The sequence below is a fragment of the Streptomyces sp. NPDC046985 genome (assembly GCF_040644415.1).
Taxonomy (GTDB): Bacteria; Actinomycetota; Actinomycetes; order Streptomycetales; family Streptomycetaceae; genus Streptomyces.
Window position 1 is genome coordinate 38044 of the sequence record NZ_JBEYWK010000018.1, and the last position, 20845, is coordinate 58888.

Consider the following 20845-nt stretch of genomic DNA (forward strand, 5'->3'; position numbering starts at 1 on the left):
GGGGGGCTCCGGTATGGAGTTGTCCATCACTCGCTCGACCATGAACAAGCGCCGTCCCTGCGCCGAGGCGGTCCGCTCGGCCCACGCGGCAGGTTTCCGTCACGTGGAGTTGTCCGCCGCGAAGTGGCGCGTTGCCCTCGGCCAGGACCGCGCCCTCGCCAGCTTGCTCGGCGACGACTTCGGCCCCTGGCACGCCGGGTGGAATCTGCGCCTGGGCTGGGACACCGCCCGTTGGACGCGGGCTCTCGACGGCACCCCGGCCGCGATGGACCTCACCGCCGGTCTCGGGGCGCGCAGCGGCACACTCGTTTTGCCGCATGTCGACGACACCGGTGCCGCGATTCCTGGCCCGGCCGAGGTAGAGGATCGCATCGGCGTCGTCGCCGATCTCGCCGCCGAGCGCGGTCTGAACGTCTGCGTCGAATACATGGGGCTGCGCCCTGCCGACCCGCCGCAGAATGGCGTGCGCACTCTGTCCGGCGCGTTGGGCGTACTAGCCCGGGTCTGCCGATCCAACGCCGGCATCCTGATCGACTCCTACCACTGGCACCTGTCCGGCTCCCCTGCCCTACACCAGATCCCGTCGGCGATGCCGCTGTGGGTGCACTTCAACGACGCCCCGGCCGGCATCGAGCGGGAGCACCTGCGCGACGAGCACCGGGTGCTGCCCGGCGAGGGCGTCATCGATCTGCCTCGCCTGCTCGCTGAGCTGGATGCCTGGGGCTGGAGTGGGCCGGTGAGCGTGGAGGTCAAACACCCCGACCTGCAAGCCATGCCCACCCTGGACGCCGCCAGGATCGCCTACCGCGCCGCGCATGACGTCTTGGACCGCGCCGGCCACGCCCCTGCCGGGCCGCGGTTATGACCGTCTCCGACACCTCCGCGTCGCGGACGGTGCTGCGCTGGCCGGAGCAGCCCGCCCTCGGCGGCTGGTACACCCAGGAGGAGATCGACGCGGTCATGCAGGCCCTGGCCGACTCCGCCGACTGGCGCACCGGCTTTCGGGCCAAGGCGCAGGAGATCGCGTTCGAGGACGCCTTCGCCGTGCACGCCGGCGTCCCGTTCGCCGTCGCCTACAACGGCGCCGGCACCGCGATGGACCAAGTCCTGGCCTGTCTCGACCTTAAGCCGGGCGACGAGGTGATCTCTGGCGCGCTGAACTTCGTCGGTCCGCACCTGTCCGTGCTGCGCGCAGGCGGCCGCCTGCTGCTCGCCGAGCCCTCACCCGGCGGGTTCAATCTCGACCCCGATCACGTCGCCCGCCTTCTGACCTGCCGGACCCGGGCGCTCCTGGTCACTCACATGAACGGCCAGGTCGCGAACATGCGGGCCCTGCTCGACCTGGCCGAGCGCCATCCCCACCCCGAGCACGGCCCGGTCAGGATCATCGTGGACGCCGCCCGCGCGGTTGGCGCCGACAGCGAGTTCGGACCGGTCGGCCGCGCCGGCTGGGCGAGTGTCTTCTCCTTCCAGAGCAAGAAGGGGATGACGACCCTCGGCGAGGGCGGCATGGTCACCACTTTCGACGAGGACCTGGCCGTGCGGCTGCGGCGCCTGCGCAGCTTCGGCAAGGGCCGCCTGCTCGGCAGCAATTACAAGATGAGCAAACTGCCAGCCGCTGTCGGGCTGGTCCAACTGCGCCGCCTGCGGGAGATGAACGACCGCCGTATCCACCTCGCCGAGCAGCGCAGCGAGCTTTTGCGCGGCCTCGGCGTTCCTGGCCTGGTGCTACCGCCGAGCATCGGCCGAGCCCACACCCACTACCTCTACAACCTGCTGCTTCCCGAGGACTGGGGCGCGGCGGGGCGCGACCAGGTGCGCCGCCTGCTCGCGGCGCGGCACGGCATCGGCAGCCTGTCGGGCGAGCGGCCCACCCCGCTCGGGCACGAGCTGATCGCTCGTGCGACCGCCGGACAGCGCCTGCCTGCCGCCGGACGCACCGCCGATCGCGCGCTGCACCCGTGCCTGCACCCGCTGATGAGCGAGGCGGAGAACAGGGAGATCGCCGAGGCGATCGGCGACGCCATCCGCACTGTGGCCGCTACCTGCACCTGAGCACCCGTTCCCCCGCTGAGGCCCGCCACCGGGCTGGCCCCGGCCCCCGACCCGAGGGGAGTACCCGGATGCGAGCCCGGCATCTGACCGGCATCACCGCCACCACCGACGTCCACTCCAGCCTCCAGCGCGCCCCCGCACTGCTCGCCCATCTCCACCGGGCCCGCCAGCGGCGCCTGGTGGTCGACTCCGGCGACTGGTTTGAAGGCACCGGCTACCACCAGCTCGGCGGCGGAAACGTCGAGCGGCAGATCCTCACACGCCTCTACGACGCCGTAGTGCCCGGCAACCACGGCTTCGTCAACTACCTGCGCGACGAGAACCTCCACCGCATCAGCGTCTGCGTCAACGTCACCGGCCCCGACGGCAATCCGGCGTTCCCCACCGTGCACCGCGCCGCCATCAGCGGCCGCCGCGTCGCCATCACCGGCATCATCGGCCCGGCCGCGTTCGACGCAATCCGCGTCTCCCAACGCCCCGGCCTCCACCTGACCGACCCCGCCCAGGCCCTGAAGCGCTTGGCCGCCACCACAGTCGGCGTGGATACATGGGTCTTGCTCAGCCACGCCGGCTTCGAGCACGACCTCGCCCTGGCCGATGCCGTTCCCCACCTCAACCTGATCTTCGCAGGCCACTGCCACAGCGACCACCGCGGTCCCGCCCGCGCCGGACGGGCCGTGGTCCTCAAGGGCCTTGAGCACGCGCGCGGCTACGCCCAGGCCGACCTCCACCCCGACGGTCGCTGGAGCGCCGACTGCCAAGAGCTGTCCGAACACGGCACTGCTCCCGCCGATCTGGCAGACATCGTCAACCGGATCGACGGCCTCACGGCGCGCCTCGCCGAACCCCTCGGCGCCATCGCCCTCCCCTGGGCGAACACCACCCCTGACCGGCACGCACTGCTGACCGCAGTCGCTCGCCACCTGCACCGCCAACACCGCCTGCCGGTCGTCCTCTCCGACAGCGGCCTACGCCCGGCCCGCCTCGGCACCACCCTGACCAACGCCGACCTGCTCGCCCTGGAACCCTTCGCCAACCACCTGGTCATCGCCGACGCCCCCGCCGACTGGCCCGCTTGGCTACGCCACCACACGGCCGCGTACTTGGCCGGCCCTATCGCCTCCTGGCCCGAGGTCCTTCCCAAGGGAGCACATCGCGTCCTCACCAGCGACTACATCGCCGAGACCTTCCTGACCGGTGATCGGCAGCCGACCGGGCTCATGGCAGCCGACGCGGTCCGCGCCGTCCTGGCGCCCCGCCTCACACCAGGGCCCCCACGCCTGCCCTCACTCCTACCGACCTGACGGGACAAACTCGTGACCGCAGCCCTCGCCACCGAGACCGACCGCATCCGCCGCCGCGAGATCCACCTCCTCGGCCCCTACACCCGCACCCACCGCCCCGGCGACCTGCGCGTGGTGTTCCTCTCACCGTACGGTCACGCCTACAGCCTGCTCGCCACCGGCCCCATGGCCCTGTACGACCTCGTCAACCGCCGCCCCGACGTCCCGGCCACCGCCGAACGAGCCCTGGCCTACGAGTGCCTCGTCGCCGACGCCAACCGGCTGCGCACCCCCGAGGACGAGCCGTACCGGTCGATCGAGAACCCCGCCCCCGTCGCCGACGCGGACATCGTCGGCGTGAGCGTCACCAACGCCGGCGACCTGCACTCCGTGCTGCGCCTGCTCGACCTCGCCGGCATCCCACGGCGCAGCGCGGAACGCACCGCCGGACGCCACCCCTTGGTCGTCGGCGGCAGCGGCGGCCTTGCCAATCCCGAACCCATGGCCGACTTCCTGGACGTCGTAGCCCTCGGCGAGGCCGAACGCTCGTTCCTCGACCTGATCCGCGCCGCCCACCAGCACCGGGACCGCCCCCGTGCCGCGCTGCTGGAACAGGCCGCCCGCATCCCCGGCCTGTACGTCCCCTCCCTGTACGAACACACCCTGCTGCCCGGCGGCGGAACCGCCGCGATCCGCCCGAGCACCCCCACCGCCCCCGACACCGTCCACCCGCAGCACCTCACTCCCCGCGACCTCGGGCCAGCGCACTTCACCTCGCCTATCAGCGACGGCTCCTGCGCGTTGGTCATCGCCAACCTCGGCTGCAAGCACTCCTGCCACATGTGCACCCTCGGCACCCCGCCTTTCCGGAACGCCCCGATCGACCAGCTCACCGACTACATCGACACCTTGGAGCACCACCACATCCGCAAGATCATCATCAGTTCGCCGACCTTCACCCAGTACCGGCACCGCGACGACCTCCTCGCCCGCATCGCCGCATACGCCGACCGTGCTCCCGAACCCGTCAGTGTGATCATCGGCTCAGTCCGCGCCGACGAGGTCACCGCCGGTTACCTCGACGCGGTCGCCCGCCTCGATCCCGGACACCTGTTCACCGAACTCAGCCTCGACGCCCCGCGGGGCGTGATCACCATCGCTCCCGAGTTCGCCGCCGAAGACTTAGTGCGCATCTTCGGCAAGACGATGGACGAGGCGAAGGTCGGGCGCGCCCTCGACCTATGCCGCGCCACGGCCCACTTCGGCACCGTGATGCTGTACTTCATGCTCGGTGCCCCCGGCGAGACCCAGGCCGACCGCCTCGCCATCGCCGACTACGCCCAGCGCGTCTTCCAGCGCCTGGACCGCTCCGACGGCGCGGTCATCGTCAAGCTGCAGCAGTTCATGCCCCAGCCCGGCACCGCAAGCCAGCGCCTGCCGATGGCCGACCCCGACCTCGTGGACGGGTGGGTCACCGCGATCCGCGACCGCCTCACCGAATTGGCCGGCCCCGCCCACGACCGCTTCCGCGTCCTGTGGGGCGAGCACTCCCGCCTGCTGCTCGAAGCCGTCTGCGACCGAGGCGACCGCCGCGTCGGCCACGCCCTGGAACACCTCCACGACGTCGGCGCCGACTTCACCTGCCTCACCAAGTCCCAACTCGGCCAAGCTCTGGCCCGCCACGGACTCACCTTCGACCACCACCTGCGCGCCATGGATACCGCCCTCCTGCCCTGGCACACCGTTAACAGCGTCCAGCCCCACCAAGAGCAAGCCCTCGCCGCCGCCCTCCACGCGCGCACGGCGGCCCCGGCGTGACCCGCCGCCGTCCCGCGCTGCGCACGGCCTTGCCGTGCAAACACACCCTGGCCGCTGTGACCGACCCGGCCGAGCACGCCGCCTACGTCCGCACCCGACACCCCGGCGCCACCCTCGCCGACACCGCCGGCGCCGTCCTCGTCCACCAGAACAGCCTGCTGAACCACGCCCTGGCCACCCACTCCGAAGCCCAGCTCCTCGCGGGATGGTCGAGCGCGGATCTCCACGTGCTGCACCACTGCGGCCGCTCCATCGCACTGTGCTCCAGCATCGGCGCCGGAGCACCGGCCACCGCACTCGTCACCGAGCAGCTCACCGCGCTCGGCGTCCCCGCGGTCATCTCCATCGGCACCGCCGCCGCCCTCGCCCCCGCCCTCCGACCAGGCGACCTCGTGCTGTGCGAGAAGGCGCTGCGTGGGGAGGGCACCTCCCGCCACTACCTGCCGCCCAGCCTCTTCGCCCATCCCGATCCCCACCTCACCGCCTCGCTCGCTGGAGCGCTCAGCGGCATCGGGGCGACATGGAGCCAGGGACCGTCCTGGACCACCGACGCCCTTTACCGCGAAAGCGCCGCCGAGGCAGCCCTGTACGCCGGGCACGGCATCCTCGCTGTGGAGATGGAGGCCGCCGGCCTGTTCGCCGTCGGCCGCCACCGCCGCCTGCCGACCGCCGCCGCCTTCACGATCGCGGACTGCCTCGTCAACCGCACGCCTCGCACCGACTCCCCGCACATCGAGACCGCCCTTCGGCAGCTTCTGACGGCAGCGCTCGACGCCCTCACCGTGCACAGCCCGTCCACGGCCGCCGCCCCGCCGGATACGGTGGTGCCCCACCACGAGACGGAACGAGAGGCGCACCGTGGCTGAACATCCGGTTACGGGCCTGTTCGTCGTCGTCGAGGCCGCCGACGGCTCCGGCAAGACCTCGATCGTCGACCACCTCGTGCCCATCCTCGCGAGCACAGGTCGGACAGTGCGAAGGATCGACCGGGGCCGGCCGAACGGCGACCGCGCCCACGCCGACCTCGTCCGCGCCGTCGACAGACTGTTCCGCTCCGACGCCGCCACCGACGCCGGCTGGGAACAACTCAGTCTCGCCGCCGCCGTCCAGTACCGGTCCATCCTGCACGCCCAAGTCGCACCCGCCGTCGCCGCCGGCGAGGTCGTCATCGCCGAAAGCTGGTGGGACAAGACGCGCATCCGCCTCGGCGTTGAAGCGGCCGCCCACCACGGCCACAGCGTCGAGCGACAGCACGCGTTCGCCGCCTGGCAACAGAGCCTCCTTCCGCCCGCAGCGTCCGCCGACCGGCAGCGACTCACCGTGCACATAGACACCCCACAGCCAGACCGCACTGCCTGGTACCGGGCTGCCGGATGCCCCGCCCCCTACCTCGACCACAACGGCAAGCTCAGCCGCGACCCCGACGGCTATGGGCGCTTCACCGAACTCATCGCCGCCCGACTCCGCGATGTCTGCGCCGGGCAGGGCTGGCCCACCGTCACCAATGGCGGAGCCCGCACCGCTGACGCGGCCGCCGCCGACCTCCACCGCCTCATCGCCGACCGCCTCGCCCAGCCAGCATGACCCCGGAGAACCCGTTGCCCCCCAGCCCGAAGCCCGCCGTCGACGCGGTCGTGCTGACCATGAACGACCGACCGGACCAGTTCCCGAAAGCGATGGACTCCCTCCTCGCCCAACAGGGCGTCGAACTGCGGGTGGTCGTCGTCGGCAACGGCTGCGAGCCCGACCACGTCCCGGACGGCGCCAAGGTCGTCGCCCTGCCGGAGAACCTGGGCATTCCCGAAGGCCGCAACATCGGCGCCGGCGCCCTCGCCGGACCCGAGGCGGGCGAATACATCTTTTTCTTCGACAACGACGCCCACCTCCCCGACAGCCATGTGCTGGCCCGACTCGTCGACCAGGCCCGCCAGCACCCCGACGCCGCCTACATCCAGCCCCGCATCGCCGACCCCGATACCGGCGTCACCGTCCGCCGCTGGGTGCCCCACCTACGCGCCGCCGACCCCACACGGCCGGGGACCGTCACGGTCATGGCCGAAGGCGTCGTCCTCGTCCGCCGCGCCGCCTACGAGCAGGTCGGCGGCTGGCCCGGCCACTTCTTCCTCTACCACGAGGGTCTCGACCTCAGTTGGAGGCTGTGGGACCACGGCCACACCGGCTGGTACGCCCCCGACATCGTCATCCACCACCCCGCCACCGAACCCACCCGCCACGCCCTCTACTTGCGCCTGGTCGCCCGCAACCGGGTCTGGGTCGCCTACCGGCGGCTGCCCGCCCCGCTCATCCCCGTTTACCTGACCGCCTGGGTCCTGATCACCATCGCCCGAATCCCCTCCCGCGAAGCCCTCGCCGCCTGGTTCGCCGGATTCCGCGAGGGCATGCGCGGTGGCCACGGCGACCGCAGTCCGATGTCCTGGCGCACCGTCTGGCACCTAACCCGTGCCGGCCGGCCCCCGATCGTATAGAAGCGAGTCTGTCAATTCGATTGACAACCCGATCACCCGCCAAGGGCGGCGGAGCAGCGCTTATCCGATCCTGGCGGGAGACCCGTTGGACGACCTCAGTGGTAACTAAGGGTTGTCCCGTAAATGATCTTCGGGTCGAATCGAGCACGGTTGGCCGCTGTGCGGCCCGCTGGCCTACCCGGCGAGGGCGAGGTTGTGCATCCGGGCGATGCCGAGCATGGCGTGGTGGACACCGTCGCCCCTCAAACGGCAGTCGCGGAGGATCTTCCAGGTCTTCATACGGGCGAAGACGTGCTCGACGCGGGCGCGGACCTGCTTGTGGGACTTGTTGTGCTCCTCTTTTCCGAGATCCTTGTTCCTGGCACCGTCGGAGGCACTTCCCAGGAGGAAGCGTTGCTTCGCCCCGAGATGCTGGTGATCGGCGCGTAAAGGCGTGTGCAGGGGTGGTCGTGGCCTTTCGTAGTCAGTGGCTTGGCATCAACCCTGGGGCCGCGTGTGCGGCACGGCGGTCAGCCGGTAAGGCCATTTCGGGCCCTTCCTCGGCTCCGCTGCCATCCTGATCCGCTGTAGGCGGGCCGCCAAGCTCGCCATGCGGTACGACTACTGAAATGGGATCGTCATACTAATTGGAACACTCTTTCGAGGGACGGTGCGGGCGGCATCAGGGCTCTAGGATCGTTCGCATTCACAGGCTCATGAAAGTTTCATGAGTCCAACCGCGGCCTCTGTCCAGCCTGGCCAACCTTCGGGTGCGAGGGATGCGGGTGGCCGGGTGGGCGGCGTGCAGTAAGGGTGAAAGGAGAGCAGGTGTCAGCATATGAAAACGGGGTCGCTGCGGGATCGGTCTCCGGAGTCCAATGGGTGAAAAGCACGTTCAGCACCCCTGAAGGAGGCAACTGTGTAGAGTTCGCAGCGCTGCCGAACGGCGACACGGCTGTGCGCAACTCGCGGTTCCCGCAGGGACCCGCCTTGGTCTTCACACGTTCGGAAATGCAGGCGATGATCGCTGGCGCCAAGCAGGGGGAGTTCGACGGGTTCATCATCGGCTGAACCTTGACGCTCCCGGCTCGCATCAGCCGTCGCGCCGCCCTCGCCCCTAGGGGGTTTGGGCGGCGCGTCGCGGCACACTGGGGAGGCTGGGTGGCAGGCGGTCGGCTGCTGAGGGCTGTCGAAGAGAGTGCAGGCGCGAGCAGCGGCCCGTCACCTGCAGTGTGCACGGTAGTGGGGGCCCATCTGCGCAGGCTCCGCAAATCCAAGGGACTGCGGCTGATCGATGTCGTCAAGGCCGGTCTCGTGGGCTCCGCGCCGACGCTCAGCCGCATCGAGACCGGCTCCACTCCCCTGAAAGAAGACGTGGTCCTTGCGCTTGCGCGTTTCTACGGCGCCGGCGACCAGGACCTACAGTCCCTGCACAAACTCATCAGGCGGTCAGAGAGCGCCGCTTGGTGGGAGGAGTTCCGGGACGCGATCCCCGGCTGGCTGGAGCGCTTGATCAGCGTGGAGTCGTCGGCCGAGGAAATCCGCACCTACGAGTTGCAGTTCGTTCCAGGCCCCCTCCAGAGCAGCTCCTACGCCCGCGCGCTGAGCCGGCACGCCTACCCGCATTCCTCCGGGGGCGGCGACGACGACGAGGTGGAGCGAAAGGTGAAGGTTCGTCAGGCAAGGCGGGAAAACCTGACAGGCCCGCAGGGGCCCGCTTACTATGCCGTGCTGGACGAGGCCGTTCTCGCCCGCCCGATCGGCGGGCACCGGGTCATGAGGGCCCAGCTACGCGACCTGTACAACCTGGAGGAGAACCATGAGCGGATCCACATCCGCATCCTGCCCTTTTCCGCAAGTGAAGAAGTGATAGCCCCGGCTCCCGCCATCACCTACCTCGGTATGCCCTCGGCTCCCGAGGACGCCATGGTCTACCTGGAGGTTCGATACGGCGGCAGCTATCTGACGGACCAGGACCAGGTGGAGCGCCACCAGTTGGCCCTCGCGAACCTCTGGCGTAATGCGGTCTCCCGCGACGCCACGCTAGGACTGCTTCAGAAATACATCGACCAGTTGAGTCAATGACGCCCCGTTCGTCAGGGGACCCGGGCCACCCCGCCGTATTCGAACCATCTCCGGGTCGCCTGCGGCTGGATATCCGGAGTGCTGCGCCAGTACGCGACATCGCCGAGTGGGCCACCCACAGGTTCAAGGCCCTCGAAGAAGCGGTGGACCTGGTCCACAGAGCGCACGCACCATTCGTCGTTGGTGGACCCGCGCATGAGTGACGTGACTTCTTCTCGGAGTGTTTCGTCTTCACTCGCCAGGTGGCACAGCGCGAGGTAGCTTCCGGACGGCAGAGACCTGGTGAGGTGTCTGACGCTCTGCCAGGGGTCGTGCGCGTCCGGGACGCAGTGCAGCACGGAGACGAACAGGGCCGCCACCGGGGCGGTCGGGTCGTAGAAGCCGGCTCCCTTGATCCCGGAGAGGATGGCGTCGGTTTCCAAGACGTGGGCGTCGAGAACCAGGGTGTCCGGCTCGTCGAGCATCATCCGGGCGTGCGCCACCACTAGGGGGTCTTGGTCGATGTAGACGACTCGGGCCTGCGTGATGGCTCGTCGGGCGATTTGGTGGACGGGGAGGCTGTCCCGCACCGGCAGTCCGGGGCCGTGGTCGAGGAACTGCCTGACTCCGCGCTCCGCGGCGAGATAGCGCACGGCCCGCACGCGAAACGCCCGATTGATGCGCGCCAGACGCTGCGCGTCGGGTGCGAGAGCCAGCAGCTCCTTGCCGGCTTGCCGGTCCCTGGGGTAGTTGTCGGCGCCGCCGAGCAGGAAATTTTGAATGCGCGCATCACTGGCTCGGCTGACGTCGATTCTCATGCCGTGCCCCCAACATGCCGCTCGCGCACTGCCTCCTCGGCACACAGCGCTAGCTGCTGTGCGGCGAGGCAACGATGAGTTGCTTAACTCTAGGAGTTGCAACGCCCATTTTGCCACCCCTTGCGGGGGTGAAAGCGGCACGTGACAGCCGCCCCGGCGCTCTCACTTGCCGCTGGCATACGCGGGCGCACTTCTGTGCTCATCCGAGCGCCTTATCGGCGCTGACCGTGCGCACTGAGTCACTGAGCACACGAGCGAAACGGGCAGCACTCCAGCCCATCACGTCGGCGGCTTGCGCAGTCGGCAAGCCCAGGCAGTACCTCAGAAGCATCACATCCGCCTGCTCGGTGGGCAGGACACGGTAGAGGACGGGATCGCAGCCGACCGCGGCCCGGCCGGTGCGAGACGTCAGCAGCCGCCAGGCCAGGGCCGGGGGCGACGAACTCTCCAACGCCTCTGCCCACACCATCGCCAGATCGCCGAGCGCCACCTGAACTGTGCGTCTGGCCAGACCTTTGTCCCTCAGCCGCAGTGATGCGTAGCGGGTGTAGACATCCAACCGGCTAGCGCAGAAGGCGGCGAACGCCGTCGGCATCCCGATCTCGATCTCAGGCTGCTCGCGTCCCAGCGGCACCGTGACCGCGACACTCTGCCCCATGCGGCAGCCGGCCAGCGCCGCCTGCCGCACCGCCGCAGTCTCCGCCGGGCGCCCCACCCAGTGATCAGTGGAGTTTGTCCGCATGGGCGTCACCCCTCACTCGCAGAGCCGAACAGGTGACCAGAATCGTGTGCTGTACGCCCTTCGGCGACGGCCGGCCCGGCTCGGAATCGCCCTCTGCCTGTCGCTCCATCACGTACGACGTCTCCCGGTCCGGGACGAAGCCATCGCCCGAGACGGCCCGCGTCAAGGCGGTCACCGCCTCGCAGTCCGGGACTGTCGTCACCAGAGTGCACACTGCGAGCCAGCGAGGCACTCGCTCGCCGTCCACCGGGAGGAAGGACACCGCGCCGGCCAGCAGGTGCCCGATCGCCACCCCTTCGGAGCCGAACGCCGCGGGCAGAACGACCTGGTGCTCCGGACGGCGCCGCTCCGGCTCCATCGCCGGGCGTCCCCACCTGGCCTGCGCGGTCCTCACACTGACCTGGGCCGCGACTGCCACCTCATGCCAGCCCGCTCCCTCCGACCGCACGTCGGTGACAGCCGCCTCGACGTACCGGTCCACCTCGGCGCGAACATCTGCGGCCCGCCCGAGAAGTTCCTGCAGACCGGCCTTGCGGCTCTCGGCCTCGGCCAAGGCCCCGATCCGCACGAGAAGAGTCTGGGAAGCGGCCAGACCCAGTCGCGCAGGCTCCGCGACCTTCGCGGGCGCATCCCGGGACTCGCGCAGTTGCCGTTCCTGGCGTCCGCACTGATCGCTGCAGTACAGGCGCGGGCGCCCCGGCTGTCGTTCCCGGCGAAAGCGCCGGCGGCAGAGCCGGAACCCGCATGCGATGACCTCGTCGCTCGGCACGTGAGCGGCACTTTTGTCCGTCTGTCGTTCCACGTTCTCTGTCCATCCGCTGACCGTGTGCCTCCGCTGTGACGGGAGGCACTTGAGGCCGCGCTCTACGACACGAGCACGGCACAGCAGGCGAGCCAGTGAGGGCCCGCCCGCGTTCCTTCGTGAGTCAGCGGCGGCGCACCCGCTGGAAGCGGACGAGTGAGCGCTCGGCGAACGTCCCTGCGATCACACCCCACCAGAGCTTCTCTGGAATGACCGGACCGCACAGAGCGGTGATGGCGAGGAGGACAGGCGTAGACACGGCGCTCCAGCGCACTGTCAGGTCCAGGAAACTCACCACCCTGGTTTGGGGCGTGGTAAACGACGGAATGGTATTTTCGGTTGAAGCCGGGAGCGTGAGTAGCCGCAACCGGCTCTTGAGGTGGCTCATGTTCTGTTCCCCTTCGCGGTGGTGACGCATGAGTCCCACGTTGGGGCCCTCGCTGACATCGGGGGCCCCAGCTCGTGCGTCCGCCGAATCTAGGGCTCCACTCGCCGGATCACCAGGTCAGCCCCGGACGGTGAAAACGAAACCTGCCACTCCACACGTGAAGCGAAAATACTTATAACGTCATCTCGCCTCGTAGGGCAGTCGCTCCCTGCTCAAATCCGGAAGATTTCTGCAACGCAATGGACATTCTGGGCTCACGCGAGCCTTATGCGTCTCATGCGACTGTTGCGTAAAATCACTCGTGTGGGTGATGTCCGGCTCTCTGTTTCCTTCACGCCGTGAAAATCGATCCGAGGCGGCGCCTAACCTTGATCGTTCACGAGAGACTGCCCGCTTGCCGACGGAACTCGTCGTGGTGCCGAAGCGGCACATCCCCTCCCTGGTGGACCTCGGCGAGGGGAACGAGGAGATCCTCGCTGACGTGCTGCGCGTGGTCCGCTCGGTGGCTGCCCAGGTGCGCGAAGAGCACGGGGCAGCCTGCGTGGTGACCAATGAGCACCAGGAGTCGAAGCACATGCACTCACGCCAATCGCCTGACCTGCAGAGCAGGTTGGAAAAGGCTCAGTTCCCTCTATGAGGTACCGCGACCCACATGAGTGATCAAACACAGCATCAAAGCCCGCCCCGCTCCCGCGACACGACATAGGTGCCGCACCCCCGGTAGCAACACACACCGCTCACCATCCTCCAGCTCTGTGGGCGCACTTTGACAATGCTTGTAGGTCCAGTGCCCCCGGCGCGCGTCAAGGATGATGAAGGCGATGCGCAGCGTGTCGGAGAACAGGCCCGCCGAAGGGCCGGTTGGGCTCCGCCGAGGACGGAAGTGTGTGCTCATACGGCCTGCGGACTCGTGCTCTCATCGGCCTCTCATCAGCGCAGTGCCGCGAAAGTGGTGGCGGCAATCAGGGTTCCGAGAGCGGTGCCGGCGACGACTTGCGCAGGAGTATGGTCGCGCAGTTCGATGCGCGACCAGCCGACGAGTGCCACGAGAGCAAACCCGACAAGCATCCAGGGGCCATATGCCTGCGTGAGCATGATCACCGCACCGGCGGATACGGCGCCGTGCACGCTGATCTTCCAGGCGGTGGTGACGGCGAGAATGGCCGCGAGGGTGGCGAGCATTGCTGCTACCAGAGCGATCATCTCTTGCGGGGCGCTGAAGACGATCATCAGTGTCATGCCGAGAATGACCGACGTCATGATGCCGGGGATGACGAAGAGGCGGTCCTGCCTCCTCCGTACGTGCCTGTCGCCCCAGTATCCTCGGCGCTCGCCGAATTTGATGAACAGAATGGGGATGATGCCGGAGAAAACGGCACCGACAAGTCCCCAGCCGACTCCGATGAAGCGGTCGGCATGCCATCCGATCAGCACAGTGATCGCAATGATCCAGTTCTTCGGTTCCAGTCCGTCAGTCAACGCCCGCGCTATGCGGGATTCGGTGATGGTCGGGGTGGCGGTGGTGCTGGTCACGCTGCTTCCTGGTGCTTGGGGCGCGGCGCAGGACGGGCATGCGCGTTCGCGAAAGATCGGACGAGTGGGCGCGCGTGGTACGCCGCGCTGACCTGGCAGAGCCAGCGCAGCTCAGTGTCTAGATCAAGGTCCACGGCGCCGGGAGTGGGATGGGGGAGTCCCTTGAGCGGGTAGTAACCGAGCTGCGCCCGCCTGGAGGCAGCGGCAAGCCAGCACGCCTCAGCAACTGCCTCCATCGCCTCGCCAGAAAGCCCGGATGCTGTGGCCTGTTTGCGGGCCTCAGCCTTGAGTGCGGCGGGAACGTACTCACGCAAGGTGACGGAGGCGTCGTTGATCTCGATGATCCGACGGTGAAGGCGAAGGCTGACGCGGCGCCTCTGGATCGGGGCATCGAGTACGACATGCGGGGTGCCTGCGGCGAGTCCCTTCCACAGGGGCGCGAGGCGGCGCAGAGCACACACGTTGTGGAAAGTCCGCAGCATGACCGGAATGGGCGGGAGGCAACTACCGAGCAGAATGAGCAAGATGGCTGCCGTCTTCAGCAAGCTCGAAAATATATTTTCCGCATTCTTGCTGTCGGTTTGATCGTGGCCAAGGGCTAGGAGAACCAAGGAGGCGGCGCGTTGGATGGAGTAGGCGATACCGACTGCAGTTCCCGCTCCCAAGATTCGGAGCCCACTGCGCAGCCATCCCGACGGAGCGATTTGGCTCGCGCTGAGAAAGAGCCATGTTGCCACCGTCATGGCCGTACCGATGTACAAGAGAAAGACGGTCATGTAGATCGTAGGGGCAGCAGAACTGCTGCCCTCCTCGAAGAAGTCCTTGGATTCGTGCGCACGCGGGGACAGCGCGAAGAAAACGATCAAGGCGGTCATGGCGCTGAGTGTCAGGCTGCGCCGTACGTTCCGGGGGAGGAAGCCGCGCGGGCGGACCACGGCGATAACGAATTCCAGGACGGAGCTGGAGGCCACCACACCAAAGAGGTGTTTCACCAGGGTGGTCAGACTATTCACCCTCATGATGCTGTCCGTGGCCTGGGCCAGCGCGGGAACCTCGAACGTCATGGCAACCGCGAGGGCCGCGAAGGCACCCCACAGTGTGCGCTGTTTGCGGGAGTTGGTCGCGGAAGGAAGGCGCCAGATGGCCACCGTCCAAAGCAGACCGGCCGTGGCGGTCTGATACGACAGGCTCATGAGCGGCGGTCCTTCACAGGGTGACCGAGAGCGTCGTCCAGGCGGGCCAGCACGTTGTGCTCACCACAAGCGTACGGATCGGGGAAGAGATCCTCGATGAGTTCGTCAAGAAGGGAGGCGGCAAGTTCAGCGTCGCGTTCCTGGGCTGTGTCGTAACTGGTGCGGCCGAAGGCGTGCTGGACCGCCTCACGGTCGATCGCGCTCGGCAGAACGTCGGCAAGCGCCTGGACATCCATACTCACGCGGTGGCCGAGCAAGATATGGGCGGTCTCGTGCTTGAGGACCTGTGCGCGATGACGCCGGCTGATAGCTCGGAGGTGGAAAAGGTGGTCTTCGCTCTCGAAAGCCAGCCATACTCCGCACGGGGCGCCTATCACGTCCACGTCAGGCAGCTCATGCACGTGAAGAGGACGCTTGCGGTGCAATGAGAACCGGCAGAGAAACTCATCGATGTCGAACGGCTTGGGGAAGATCATTCCTTCAAGCTGCGTTACGCATATCGCCCGCAGCCGTTCTTCGTGTCGGCTTCGACGCCTTCTGAGCATGGGTCGTTCCTTGTCTTGCCGACCCTGCCCTCTAATCGGAACGATCAAGAAGACAAGCTCGTAGATTGCGCAAGATTCTGGACCCAGGGCTTATCCCTGAGTGTCCGAGGTGGTGTACGCGAGAGATTGTTGCATGTGCCAGGTGCCTACCTTCGGCGGGGGGTAGTGAAATCATCAACGCTCCCAAGTGGGCCAACTACATCGACTGTTGGCTGTCCAGGCCTTCGAGTTTCCTGGCCTGCTCGATGACGGTCTTGATCATTCGGAGACTGTCGGCCGACAGGCCGTTCGCTCGGAAAGCGATGCCGCGTACGTCGTTGTCTCTGATCGCGATCAAGAGTTCTTCCGCCGCCTGCAGGTGATCGTTCTCTTCGCTGGCCACCGAAGTGATCGGGCTGTCCTCTGGGGCGTGGCGCTGGCTGACGGCCTGACTGTCGCTGTCATCCAGGAAGTAGGAGGGCTCCACTTGGAAGAACCGTGCCAGCGCCTTGAGTGTGTTGACCGTCGGGTTGGGCTTGGTCCCCGACCGCAACTGTGCGATGCCACTGAGTGAGATCGTCGTCCCCTCGGGGCCGGGTGCATCGGCGATTCCCTGGACGATCTGCGGGTTGGTATACGGCTTGCCGCTCGCTGAAGGCTTGGTTGCGATGAGGTGGTTAAGCCGGGCGGCCACCGTCGAGCGCCCAGCGCTGCTGCTGCGGGTTCTCGCCATGCCTGCGGATCCTCTGTCGCGTTGATTTCACTGCTTCAGCACTGAAGTGTATTGCATGCTGCATCGCGGCCGCATCGTCGGTCGCACTGTAGTGACTGGCGCGTCGCGATCACTAGAGTGTATGTTCAGGCTGAGCCGACACTTCAGTGATGGACGAGGGGGGTCGATGGCACGTAGTGCCCGATCGGGCTGACAGCCACAGGGTGCTTATGTAGCCGACGCCCGGGAGCTACCAACTCCCAAGCGCCGGGCCGGCACCCCAAGAGGCACCACTACACAACACGCGAGCGGCAGGGCTTTCTGCACGAGAACCGCCGCACCGCGCTCCTACGAACGACGGAGTATCTCATGCTCGCCATGCCGAGCGGAACCCCGGCCTGCCCGGACGCGGACCGCCAGCACCGTCTCGCCGCCCAGCTCGCCGACATGATTCCGGGGGCGGCCACCATCCGGGTCAGCCTCACCGACCCGAAGCAGACGTGGCCCCACCTGCACGCCGTCGTCAAGGACGAGGCTGGGAAGACCATGGAGGTGGGCCGCACAACCGCAAGGGTCGCGGGCCGCTGGATCCTGCGGGTCTGGCCGGAGGTGGACTGGACGCGCCCGCACACCTTCGACCTTGCCGACGCCACTCTCACTCCCAGCGACCTGTTCGCCGCCGGTCGGGGCCGCTGAAATGGCACGGATACGAACCATCAAGCCGGAGGCGTTCACCTCCGAGTCGCTCGCCGAAGTGAGCGTCGAGGCGGAGAGGACCTTCTTCGGGCTGCTCACCCAGGCCGACGACCACGGCCGTCACCGGGACAACGCCGCGATCATCGCCGGGCTGCTCTGGCCCCTGCGCGCCGAGCACACCTCGGTCCACGTCGAGGACGACCTCCACCAGCTCGCGAACGCCGGTCTGATCTGCCGGTACACCGGCTGTGACGGCCGCCGCTACCTCCACATCGTGACCTGGTCGCTGCACCAGAAGATCGACAAGCCCAGCCAGTCCCGACTGCCCACCTGCCCGCAGCACCACGGTGCCGACCGGTGCGCGCCCTGCAAGGGGATCTGCGCCAAGCGGGTAGAGGAGTCGCCCACCCCTACGCGAGGGCTCGCCGAGGCTTCGCCGAACGCTCCCCGAGCCCTCGATCTGCCCGCGCAGCCCCTCGTGACACCTCGCGTCAACGCCGACCGGGCTCCCGCCGTCCAGCAGGACGCCTTCGACGGAATGGCCGGCACTCCTAGCCCCTCTGACTTGAAAAATGCAGGTCAGAGGGCACTGTCCGAGACTTCCCCGAACCTTCCCCGAAACCTCGGAGAGGACTCGGCGCCTGGATCTAGGATCTTGGATCCTAGATCTCTTGTCCCTACGGGGCGCACAGCGCCCGCAGCCACCGTCTCGGCCAACCAGCTCGTCAGGGAGTACGTCGCTGCCTGCGACGAGCGTCCGCCCAGCGACGTGATCGGGCACCTCGGGCGGATCGCGAAGAAGCTCTTGGGCGAGGGCATCTCCCCGGAGCACATCCGGGCCGGGCTGCAGCACTTCGCGGCCAACCCCAAGCACCCGAGCGTGCTGACGAGCATGGTCAACGAGGCCATGAACGCACGATCCGGCGGTTTGGCGCGGCCGGGAATCCGGCCTAACGTGCCCGCCCACCAGGCGTGGACCAACCCGGCCAACGCTGCCGCCGCCTACGCCGAGGAGCTGTGATGCGCACCCGTAACCGCGAACCGCAGACCCTCGGCAGCGAGGGCACCCTGGACCGGATGGCCCGGATCCTGGCCGCCCGCAACATCGACCCGGCCGCTGTCGCCGCCGTGGTCGACGAGCCCGAGCCCTTCTCCGCGCTGGAGGCCCTGCTGGCGGGGACGCCCCCGCGCTACCAGGCTGCCGTCGCCGACCACCCCCAAGTCCTGGCCTGGGCCCGTGACGTCGCCGAGGCAGCCGTCGCCCCCAGCGTAGGAGCCCGGCGACAGGTCACCACCGGCCCCAGCCTGCTGATGGCCGGAGTCGTCGGCGCGGGCAAGACGCATCAGGCGTACGGGGCGGTCCGGCGACTGGTGCAGAGCGGAGTCGGCGTGCGCTGGCGCGCGACCACCGCCGCCGACCTCTACGCCGACCTGCGGCCCCGGCCCGGGGTCGACAGCGAACGGGAGCTGGCGGCCGTCAGCCGCTGCCCGCTCCTGATCATCGACGACCTCGGGGCGGCCAAGGCCAGCGAGTGGGTCGAGGAAGTGACGTACCGGCTCATCAACCGCCGGTACAACTACGAACTCCCCACCTTGATTACCACCAACCTGGCGATCAAGGACCTCCGGGCCTACCTCGGCGACCGCGTCACCAGCAGGCTCGCGCAGATGACCACCCGGGTCGAGTTCGAGCCGGTCGACCGCAGACGCCACCGCGCCGCAGCCTGACCGCCGCAGGCCACCACGCCGGGCCGCGCCCTCAGCGCGCCGCCCCATGCACCTCCCGACCCAGCGCACCCCTCCGCCGACGCCCCTGCGCGCGGAGAGCGATCGGAGCAACCCGCATGACCACCACGACGATCAGCCCTGCCCGCCACCGGTCGCTCGGCGACCAGACCTGGCAGGACCAGGCCGTCTGCCAGAGCACCGAGTTCAACCCGGTGGACCCCGAAACGTTCTTCCCGGAGCCCGACGAGACCGAGAAGATCACCACCGCGAAGTCGCTGTGCGGCCAGTGCCCGGTCCGCCGCACCTGCCTGGACGCCGCCCTGGAAAGCGGCGACACCGACGGCATCCGAGGCGGACTCACCGAGGAGGAGCGCGGGCCGCTCCACGAGAAGCTCGCCAACCGCCTCGACTACAGCCGCGTCAACGCCACCATCGCCGGGCGGGACGTCCACCTCACCAAGACCGAGCGCCGCGCGGTCGTCCACGCCGCCTACCGCCACGGGGTGACCGAGCAGCGCCTGGCCTGGCTCCTGAAGATCACCGAGGAGCACGCCCAGAAGCTTTACCGCGAGATCCGCCGCGCCCTGCGCAACCGAGACATGGAGCAGACCACGAAGACGACCCCGCCCCCCGAGACCGACGGCGAGCACCTGAGCCGCGATGACTTCGGGACGGCGGCGTGAACACCGCGAGCGCGCCGAGGACGGCGCACATCACCGGCTGGGACCGCGCGGTCGTCATCGCCCTGGGCGGCGCGGGGTGCGCCCTGTCGTACGACGCCCTCCAGCAGATGGCCGTCGCCATCCACGTCCGCGGTTTCCTGACCTACCTCTTCCCTCTGGTAATCGACGGCTTCATCGCCTATGGCATCCGGGCACTCCTGGTCCTGCGCGATGCGCCCATGCGCGCTCGGCTCTACGTCTGGGCCCTCTTCGGCACGGCCACCGCCGCCAGCATCTGGGCCAACGCCCTCCACGCGGTCCGGCTCAACGACGAAGCGGTCGCCGGCACCGGCCTCCGACTCGGGGACACGGTGGTCGCCGTGCTGTCCACCATCGCCCCCCTCGCGCTGGCCGGAGCGGTCCACCTCTACATCCTGATCGCCCGGGGCCCGGTCAAGGAGAGTGACCGGGAGGACCTCGGTCAGGCCGGTCACCTCGGTCAGCCCGGTCAGGTCAGCGCCGGGCAGTCGGTCACTGCCCTGACCGACCGGCCTCGACCGTCCCTGGACAAGCAGGCCCCGAGTCCTCGGTCACTGACCGGGGACAGCGCCCCGGCGGACAGCAGCCCGGTCAGCGGTGACCGCGAACAGCCGCACGAGGCCCCTGACCTGCCCGGACAGCCGGACGCTACGTCGCCGATCACTGACCGCGCGGTCGGCACCCCGCCGGTCACCGGCAACCCGAACGGCCACGCGCCGGACACCGACCGGCCGGTCACTCCGCCGCCGGTCACTGACCGGGACACCCGGGCAGCCGGTGACCGGCGGAGTGACCCGGACACCGAGGAGCTGCTGAAGATCGCCCGGTCAGCGGTCAGGGCGGAGGACAAGCTGACCCGGAAGGTGGTCGCCCAGGCGATCCGAGGTCAGCAGATACCGCTGTCCAGCGACACCCTGACCGCCCTGATGGCTCAGCTCCGCGCCCAGCACGGACAGCCGGTCACCTCCGGCCGGAACTGACAGGACAGCACGATCCGGACGCCACGGCCGGTCACCCGCCCCCGGACACGCGCCCCACATCCTTCCGAAGCGAAGCGGAGAGCAACCCATGCGCACCCACCCGGCCACACCCACCGAGGTCAACTCCTGGCTGACCGTCCTGCACCAACGCGGCCACCTGCACCGGGCCCAGTCCGGCCCCGACAACACCTGGATCGTCCAGCGAACCCGGGAAATCCACCCCTGGACCCTCCACCACCCAGTTCTGGCCATGGACTGGATAGAGGAACTCGTCCGCGAACTGCGGCAGGAAGACCCGGAGACGAGCCGGTGACGGCCAACGATCCGATGGGCACCACCGCCG

24 protein-coding genes and 1 pseudogene are annotated in these 20845 nt (G+C 68.4%); 17 read left to right on the plus strand and 8 right to left on the minus strand.

Annotation, left to right across the window (positions count from 1 at the left end; genetic code table 11):
- Positions 1-13 precede the first annotated feature (13 nt).
- The 7 genes from ABZ861_RS22835 (at position 14) to ABZ861_RS22865 (ending at position 7642) form a co-directional block, all read left to right on the plus strand.
- The gene (locus ABZ861_RS22835) at positions 14-865 is read left to right on the plus strand and encodes a sugar phosphate isomerase/epimerase family protein (RefSeq protein WP_361632930.1); all 852 of its coding nucleotides are present in this window, start codon (positions 14-16) and stop codon (positions 863-865) included.
- Entirely contained in the window at positions 862-2055 is a 1194-nt protein-coding gene (locus ABZ861_RS22840; RefSeq protein WP_361632932.1) for a DegT/DnrJ/EryC1/StrS family aminotransferase, read from the plus strand. Before ABZ861_RS22835 ends, ABZ861_RS22840 begins: the two co-directional genes overlap by 4 nt.
- A gap of 68 nt (positions 2056-2123) precedes the next feature.
- Positions 2124-3359 carry a metallophosphoesterase gene (locus ABZ861_RS22845; protein ID WP_361632934.1) on the plus strand — a complete coding sequence of 412 codons (1236 nt, stop codon included), beginning with the start codon at positions 2124-2126 and terminating at the stop codon, positions 3357-3359.
- Positions 3360-3371: 12 nt separating this feature from the next.
- Positions 3372-5156: a radical SAM protein gene (locus ABZ861_RS22850; protein ID WP_361632936.1), complete on the plus strand. Its 1785-nt coding sequence runs from the start codon at positions 3372-3374 to the stop codon at positions 5154-5156.
- A gap of 56 nt (positions 5157-5212) precedes the next feature.
- The gene (locus ABZ861_RS22855) at positions 5213-6022 is read left to right on the plus strand and encodes a nucleoside phosphorylase (RefSeq protein ID WP_361632938.1); all 810 of its coding nucleotides are present in this window, start codon (positions 5213-5215) and stop codon (positions 6020-6022) included.
- Positions 6015-6740 carry a hypothetical protein gene (locus ABZ861_RS22860; RefSeq protein WP_361632940.1) on the plus strand — a complete coding sequence of 242 codons (726 nt, stop codon included), beginning with the start codon at positions 6015-6017 and terminating at the stop codon, positions 6738-6740. The genes ABZ861_RS22855 and ABZ861_RS22860 overlap by 8 nt, the downstream gene beginning before the upstream one ends.
- Positions 6737-7642, plus strand: a complete 906-nt coding sequence (locus tag ABZ861_RS22865; protein ID WP_361632942.1) for a glycosyltransferase — start codon at positions 6737-6739, stop codon at positions 7640-7642. The genes ABZ861_RS22860 and ABZ861_RS22865 overlap by 4 nt, the downstream gene beginning before the upstream one ends.
- A 174-nt stretch (positions 7643-7816) precedes the next feature.
- Here the strand turns inward: ABZ861_RS22865 and ABZ861_RS22870 are convergent.
- Positions 7817-7984 (minus strand): annotated as a pseudogene (locus ABZ861_RS22870) (transposase); the annotation flags it as partial.
- Positions 7985-8449: 465 nt separating this feature from the next.
- On the opposite strand from ABZ861_RS22870, the gene ABZ861_RS22875 reads away from it, so the two are divergent.
- Both ABZ861_RS22875 and ABZ861_RS22880 read left to right on the plus strand, forming a co-directional pair.
- Complete coding sequence (locus tag ABZ861_RS22875) at positions 8450-8692, plus strand: DUF397 domain-containing protein (protein WP_361632944.1); 243 nt, start codon at positions 8450-8452, stop codon at positions 8690-8692.
- A 171-nt stretch (positions 8693-8863) separates the two neighbouring features.
- Positions 8864-9706, plus strand: coding sequence for a helix-turn-helix transcriptional regulator (locus ABZ861_RS22880; protein WP_361632946.1), 843 nt, complete (start codon positions 8864-8866; stop codon positions 9704-9706).
- 11 nt (positions 9707-9717) lie between these two features.
- On the opposite strand, the gene ABZ861_RS22885 is transcribed toward ABZ861_RS22880, so the two are convergent.
- From ABZ861_RS22885 to ABZ861_RS22900, 4 genes are all read right to left on the minus strand, one after another.
- Complete coding sequence (locus ABZ861_RS22885; RefSeq protein WP_361632948.1) at positions 9718-10503, minus strand: SAM-dependent methyltransferase; 786 nt, start codon at positions 10501-10503, stop codon at positions 9718-9720.
- A 199-nt stretch (positions 10504-10702) separates the two neighbouring features.
- The gene (locus ABZ861_RS22890; RefSeq protein WP_361632950.1) at positions 10703-11245 is read right to left on the minus strand and encodes a hypothetical protein; all 543 of its coding nucleotides are present in this window, start codon (positions 11243-11245) and stop codon (positions 10703-10705) included.
- A complete protein-coding gene (locus ABZ861_RS22895; RefSeq protein ID WP_361632952.1) occupies positions 11226-12014 on the minus strand; it encodes a hypothetical protein in 789 nt (262 codons plus the stop codon). The genes ABZ861_RS22890 and ABZ861_RS22895 overlap by 20 nt, the downstream gene beginning before the upstream one ends.
- Positions 12015-12171: 157 nt before the next feature.
- Positions 12172-12435 (minus strand): hypothetical protein, encoded by a 264-nt coding sequence (locus tag ABZ861_RS22900; RefSeq protein ID WP_361632954.1) that lies wholly within the window; start codon positions 12433-12435, stop codon positions 12172-12174.
- A 394-nt stretch (positions 12436-12829) separates the two neighbouring features.
- On the opposite strand from ABZ861_RS22900, the gene ABZ861_RS22905 reads away from it, so the two are divergent.
- On the plus strand, positions 12830-13072 hold the full coding sequence (locus ABZ861_RS22905; RefSeq protein WP_361632956.1) for an HIT domain-containing protein: 243 nt from the start codon (positions 12830-12832) through the stop codon (positions 13070-13072).
- Between the two features lie 293 nt (positions 13073-13365).
- Here the strand turns inward: ABZ861_RS22905 and ABZ861_RS22910 are convergent, their stop codons facing one another.
- On the minus strand, positions 13366-13968 hold the full coding sequence (locus ABZ861_RS22910) for a hypothetical protein (RefSeq protein WP_361632958.1): 603 nt from the start codon (positions 13966-13968) through the stop codon (positions 13366-13368).
- Positions 13965-15161 carry an MAB_1171c family putative transporter gene (locus tag ABZ861_RS22915; protein WP_361632960.1) on the minus strand — a complete coding sequence of 399 codons (1197 nt, stop codon included), beginning with the start codon at positions 15159-15161 and terminating at the stop codon, positions 13965-13967. Before ABZ861_RS22915 ends, ABZ861_RS22910 begins: the two co-directional genes overlap by 4 nt.
- A gap of 20 nt (positions 15162-15181) precedes the next feature.
- On the opposite strand from ABZ861_RS22915, the gene ABZ861_RS22920 reads away from it, so the two are divergent.
- Positions 15182-15589 carry a hypothetical protein gene (locus ABZ861_RS22920; RefSeq protein ID WP_361632962.1) on the plus strand — a complete coding sequence of 136 codons (408 nt, stop codon included), beginning with the start codon at positions 15182-15184 and terminating at the stop codon, positions 15587-15589.
- 313 nt (positions 15590-15902) lie between these two features.
- On the opposite strand, the gene ABZ861_RS22925 is transcribed toward ABZ861_RS22920, so the two are convergent.
- Entirely contained in the window at positions 15903-16418 is a 516-nt protein-coding gene (locus tag ABZ861_RS22925; protein ID WP_361632964.1) for a transcriptional regulator, read from the minus strand.
- Between the two features lie 348 nt (positions 16419-16766).
- On the opposite strand from ABZ861_RS22925, the gene ABZ861_RS22930 reads away from it, so the two are divergent.
- The 6 genes from ABZ861_RS22930 to ABZ861_RS22955 all read left to right on the plus strand — a co-directional run bounded on the left by ABZ861_RS22930 (position 16767) and on the right by ABZ861_RS22955 (position 20815).
- On the plus strand, positions 16767-17093 hold the full coding sequence (locus ABZ861_RS22930) for a transcriptional regulator (RefSeq protein ID WP_361632966.1): 327 nt from the start codon (positions 16767-16769) through the stop codon (positions 17091-17093).
- A gap of 1 nt (position 17094) precedes the next feature.
- Positions 17095-18114 (plus strand): hypothetical protein, encoded by a 1020-nt coding sequence (locus ABZ861_RS22935; protein ID WP_361632968.1) that lies wholly within the window; start codon positions 17095-17097, stop codon positions 18112-18114.
- Positions 18114-18821 carry an ATP-binding protein gene (locus ABZ861_RS22940; protein WP_361632970.1) on the plus strand — a complete coding sequence of 236 codons (708 nt, stop codon included), beginning with the start codon at positions 18114-18116 and terminating at the stop codon, positions 18819-18821. The genes ABZ861_RS22935 and ABZ861_RS22940 overlap by 1 nt, the downstream gene beginning before the upstream one ends.
- A 116-nt stretch (positions 18822-18937) precedes the next feature.
- A complete protein-coding gene (locus tag ABZ861_RS22945) occupies positions 18938-19504 on the plus strand; it encodes a WhiB family transcriptional regulator (protein WP_361632972.1) in 567 nt (188 codons plus the stop codon).
- Complete coding sequence (locus ABZ861_RS22950; RefSeq protein ID WP_361632974.1) at positions 19501-20502, plus strand: DUF2637 domain-containing protein; 1002 nt, start codon at positions 19501-19503, stop codon at positions 20500-20502. Before ABZ861_RS22945 ends, ABZ861_RS22950 begins: the two co-directional genes overlap by 4 nt.
- Positions 20503-20590: 88 nt before the next feature.
- Entirely contained in the window at positions 20591-20815 is a 225-nt protein-coding gene (locus ABZ861_RS22955; RefSeq protein ID WP_361632976.1) for a hypothetical protein, read from the plus strand.
- The last annotated feature ends 30 nt before the right edge of the window (positions 20816-20845 follow it).

Bases quoted from the DNA above. Each gene is read 5' to 3' on its own strand.
- ABZ861_RS22835 (WP_361632930.1), top strand. From the start codon at position 14: ATGGAGTTGTCCATCACTCGCTCGACCATGAACAAGCGCCGTCCCTGC.
- ABZ861_RS22840 (WP_361632932.1), top strand. From the start codon at position 862: ATGACCGTCTCCGACACCTCCGCGTCGCGGACGGTGCTGCGCTGGCCG.
- ABZ861_RS22845 (WP_361632934.1), top strand. From the start codon at position 2,124: ATGCGAGCCCGGCATCTGACCGGCATCACCGCCACCACCGACGTCCAC.
- ABZ861_RS22865 (WP_361632942.1), top strand. From the start codon at position 6,737: ATGACCCCGGAGAACCCGTTGCCCCCCAGCCCGAAGCCCGCCGTCGAC.
- ABZ861_RS22885 (WP_361632948.1), bottom strand. From the start codon at position 10,503: ATGAGAATCGACGTCAGCCGAGCCAGTGATGCGCGCATTCAAAATTTC.
- ABZ861_RS22890 (WP_361632950.1), bottom strand. From the start codon at position 11,245: ATGCGGACAAACTCCACTGATCACTGGGTGGGGCGCCCGGCGGAGACT.
- ABZ861_RS22900 (WP_361632954.1), bottom strand. From the start codon at position 12,435: ATGAGCCACCTCAAGAGCCGGTTGCGGCTACTCACGCTCCCGGCTTCA.
- ABZ861_RS22915 (WP_361632960.1), bottom strand. From the start codon at position 15,161: ATGAGCCTGTCGTATCAGACCGCCACGGCCGGTCTGCTTTGGACGGTG.
- ABZ861_RS22925 (WP_361632964.1), bottom strand. From the start codon at position 16,418: ATGGCGAGAACCCGCAGCAGCAGCGCTGGGCGCTCGACGGTGGCCGCC.
- ABZ861_RS22930 (WP_361632966.1), top strand. From the start codon at position 16,767: ATGCTCGCCATGCCGAGCGGAACCCCGGCCTGCCCGGACGCGGACCGC.
- ABZ861_RS22935 (WP_361632968.1), top strand. From the start codon at position 17,095: ATGGCACGGATACGAACCATCAAGCCGGAGGCGTTCACCTCCGAGTCG.
- ABZ861_RS22940 (WP_361632970.1), top strand. From the start codon at position 18,114: ATGCGCACCCGTAACCGCGAACCGCAGACCCTCGGCAGCGAGGGCACC.
- ABZ861_RS22945 (WP_361632972.1), top strand. From the start codon at position 18,938: ATGACCACCACGACGATCAGCCCTGCCCGCCACCGGTCGCTCGGCGAC.
- ABZ861_RS22955 (WP_361632976.1), top strand. From the start codon at position 20,591: ATGCGCACCCACCCGGCCACACCCACCGAGGTCAACTCCTGGCTGACC.